At 53.0% G+C, this 3,911-nt stretch carries 3 protein-coding genes; all 3 read left to right on the plus strand.

All coding sequences use genetic code 11. From position 1 onward, the window contains the following. The first annotated feature begins 354 nt into the window (after positions 1 to 354). The gene (locus FBQ85_27545; GenBank protein ID MDL1878887.1) at positions 355 to 1,149 is read left to right on the plus strand and encodes a hypothetical protein; all 795 of its coding nucleotides are present in this window, start codon (positions 355 to 357) and stop codon (positions 1,147 to 1,149) included. Next, positions 1,146 to 3,536 (plus strand): M23 family metallopeptidase, encoded by a 2,391-nt coding sequence (locus tag FBQ85_27550; protein MDL1878888.1) that lies wholly within the window; start codon positions 1,146 to 1,148, stop codon positions 3,534 to 3,536. Before FBQ85_27545 ends, FBQ85_27550 begins: the two co-directional genes overlap by 4 nt. 41 nt (positions 3,537 to 3,577) lie before the next feature. Continuing rightward, the coding region (locus FBQ85_27555) for a rhomboid family intramembrane serine protease (GenBank protein ID MDL1878889.1) at positions 3,578 to 3,911 on the plus strand (334 nt) is incomplete at its 3' end.

Here is a 3,911-nt window from a genome sequence, read left to right on the forward strand (position 1 = left end):
TTTTATAAAGAGTTTCGCGTCGGCGCGTTGCCGGCGGTTGCGCCGCCGCCGTTAGAATTCTCGCGGCAACAGCAGGCAAAACGCCTGGCAGAGATTATGATGGAACTGATTTGATTTTGTGCAGTAATGATAAGTCAAATGCAAATACCCCAAAATTGCAACAACTTTTTGGCGCCAGCTTAGCGCGACGGCGTTGCGCCGAATTCAAGGGCACAGACAAACAACCCCAAACAAAGGAGCGAGGGGTAGAAGCGGAGGGCAGCGCTCTGGAAGATCGTTAATCATGTGATATCGCCAAGCTCCAACAGGGTGCCATTGAACTTCCCAAAGTTCTGATTGAATTTTCACTGATTCATGTTATCTTTGTTAAATATGAGAAATTTATTTTTGCAACGCTTGCGTGAAACGCGGCCGTTGAATATTGCCCATCGCGGCGCACGCAGCCATGCGCCGGAGAATACTCTGGCCGCCTTCGAAGCTGCGCTCGCGCACGGCGCCGACGGCATCGAGTTTGATGTTCGCTTGTGCGGCTCACACGATTGGGTGGTCTTTCATGACCAGCGCTTGAGCCGGACAACCAACGGGCGCGGCTATATTCGCATCACCTCGCTCGAAAAAATTCGCCGCCTCGATGCCGGCATCAAATTCAGCGAACAGTTCCGCCGTGAACCGGTTCCGACGCTCGCCGAAGTTCTGGCCATGGCGCGCGGACGCCTGCTCTTGAACATCGAAGTCAAGGCCATGTCCAACATCCAAAAGCGCAAACTCGCTGCCTTGCTCGATTTGCTCTATGAATTCAACGCCGCCAACAAATGCGTTTTGTCGTCGTTCAACCCGCTGGTTTTGCGCAAGCTTTCAACGCTCGCCCCGGCGATTCCCACCGGTTTGATTTTAACCGGTTCGCGGTTGCATGGCAGAACCGGCGCGCCGTTTAGCCGCATTACCGGCGTGCAGGGCCTGCACGTTCATCTCAACGTCGTCAATCAACGATTCGTAGACAAAGTCCGGGAGCGCGGTTTGTATCTGCTGGTTTGGGGCGCGAACACGAAATCAGAATTTCGCGAAATGATCTCATTTGGCGTCGATGGCATCATCACCGATGAACCTTTGGAATTAAGCCGGATGTTAGGAAAGAAAAGTTACGCATGAAAAAAATTTTTGGACTTTGCTTCGGTTTGATCATTGCCTCGCCGTTGGGCGCGCAAGAGTATGCCTGGCCGACGGACGCGAGCCGTTATCTCACCTCGTCCTTCGGCGAGTCGCGGCCAAGACGTTTTCACGCGGGTATTGATGTTAAAACCTGGAATCAAACCGGCTATCAAGCGATTGCCACCCGCAGCGGCTATATTGAACGCATGGTGGTTTCACCGTTTGGCTATGGCCGCGCGCTGTATGTCCGGCTCGACACCGGCGAAAGCGCGGTATATGCCCATCTCGAACGTTTCAATGAGAAGTTGCAAGCCGTGGCTGAGCGCGAACAAGAAGCGGCGGGTGAATATCGCATCGACAAAACATTTGCGCCCGGCGTGTTCCCGGTACAGCAGGGCGAGGTAATCGCGTATACCGGCGATACCGGCATCGGCGTGCCTCATTTGCATTTTGAGATTCGCGATCGCCAGGGCCGCCCCCTCAATCCCTTGCAGAAAAATTTTCCGGTGCTCGACCAAGTGGCGCCAACCGTCAGCACGATTGCCCTGACGCCGCTCGAACCGGGCGCCATGATCGATGGCGACTTCTTGCCCAAAGTTTATCATCCTCTCAATGCCAATGGCCGCTTCGTCATTCCTGATCCGATTTCTGTCTGCGGTAAAGTCGGCTTTGCGGTGGGCGCTTTTGATCGCGTCTCGGGCGTAAACAATCAATTCGGGGTGTATCGTTATCAATTGTTCATCGATGACAGTTTGCAGTTTCAATCACAATTTGACCGGCTCTCGTTCGATGAAAACCCACTCATCGAATTGGCGCAGGATTTTGGGTTGAACAAGCAGGGTTGGGGCCGTATGCACAGGCTCTATCGTGATCCTGCCAACACGCTCGGCATTTATTCGTTTTTAAATGAAAACGCCGGCGCTTTGCTTGCCGGCGAACCCAGCGTTGCTGTATCCGCATTAACGGATTCGGAGGGCATGCTGGCCCCGCCTTTCACCTCGCAATCGGGAAAGGGGCTGGCGCAAGGTGAACATCGCTTTCGCATTGTGGCGCAAGATTATTTTGGCAACGACCGGGTTATTGAAGGCAAGTTGATGGTCGCGACACGCTTTGCCATCACCGCAAAGCTGCAAGCCATTCAAGCGAATCGGGTCATTTGCAAGATAACGGCGCCGGATCATGTCATCAATCATGTGACGGCCTCAGGCTTATTCCCGGGCAGGCAATGGCGCGACTTGGAATCGGTTTTCCGCCAATTCGATCCCCTGGCAAGCCCGGAAGATTTTGAAATCCCGGAAAATCAATTCGGCTCATTCTGGCAAGAACAAGATGAAATCGCGCCCGCCCTCGCTGACACACCGGATATTTTCATTCATCATGGCGGCGCGCGTGTGCTCAAGTTGATAGCAACCGATCAACACGGCTTCTCGTCTTTTCCGGTTTATTTGACAATAGATTCATCGACCGTCGCAACCGGGCCATTCAAAATTGAAGTCAACAAGAATTTTCAACCGCAGTTTTTACGGTTTGAAATCTCCTCCACGCAACCATTCGCGCAACCTCCGCAAGCCGTTTTTACCGCCGGAGATCACCGTATCGCGCCGCCGCTGATTGCGCAAGAACCGGAACGTTATCTCGGCTTTGTGCCGCTTGCGGATATTGCAGCGGATTCCGTGCGGCTGCAGGTCGCCGCGCAGAACAATGCCGGCGCCAGCGCTTCATGGACCGAGGTTTTTTCGAATCGCGCAATCCGGCCGCGACAAGCCACGACATTAAGCGCAAACGATCATAATATGCGCGTGCATTTCAACGCCTCTGCGGTTTATTGGCCGATTCATGGCCGAGTGACTATCGCGGCCGCCGCCGGGCCGATCGGCGCCGTTTACCGCATCGAACCGCAAGATGTTCCGCTCAACAGCGGCGCGACCATCGAAATAAATTATCCTGATTCCACGCCAAATCCGAAACAACTGGCAGTGGCATATCTCGATAAAGAAAAGAAATGGCAATTCCTTGACAATAGATTGAATGTGCAGCAACGCACCGTTTCTGCCAAAGTTTTCAGCTTGCAGGATTATACGATTATTCGTGACGATCAAGCGCCCACGGTTCAGATAAGATTTCCGTCGGCGGATGGCGTGATCACCAATCGCCGTCCCAAATTTATCGTCACGGTGGATGATAGCGTTTCAGGTTTTGAGTCGGAACGCAGCCTTGAAATGCGTTTGAATGGCAACAAAGTGATTGCCGAGTATGATCCGGAGGTGAAATTACTCACCTACCGTCCCAAGGCGAATTTGACTCCAGGCAATTATATTCTCGCCGCGCAAGCGCGTGATCGCTGTGACAATGTCACACGGCGGGAAATCAAATTTACCGTGCAATAGTTTTTTAAAAGTATTCGGCTGCGCCGGGCGCAGGAGGCGGTTTGCTTCCTCTTCGGGTTTACAATCCAAGTTTCCGTTTGCCGCTTGTCAACTCTCTGTTGCTTGCGGTCAATCTCGTGGTATTTTTTTATCTGATGGCATTACCCGGGCAGGAGGTGACTAATCTTGTGTTGAAATACGGCGCTGTGCCGGAAAAAGTATGGCAGGGAGAGAGTTGGTGGAGTGTGTTGACCGCGATGTTTGTGCATGATGTCAACCGTACGCCTCACATCATTCTGAATATGTTGACGCTGGCGATTTTTGGGGGCAACATCGAAGGCGCGCTGGGACATTTCCGGTACCTGGCTTTCTACCTACTCGGCGGCCTGATTGCCG

The organism is Cytophagia bacterium CHB2, from assembly GCA_030263535.1.
Classification (GTDB): Bacteria; Zhuqueibacterota; Zhuqueibacteria; order Zhuqueibacterales; family Zhuqueibacteraceae; genus Coneutiohabitans.

What these genes read in the sequence shown, in the direction of transcription:
- FBQ85_27545 (MDL1878887.1), top strand. Translation starts at nt 355, where the DNA reads ATGTTATCTTTGTTAAATATGAGAAATTTATTTTTGCAACGCTTGCGT.
- FBQ85_27550 (MDL1878888.1), top strand. Translation starts at nt 1,146, where the DNA reads ATGAAAAAAATTTTTGGACTTTGCTTCGGTTTGATCATTGCCTCGCCG.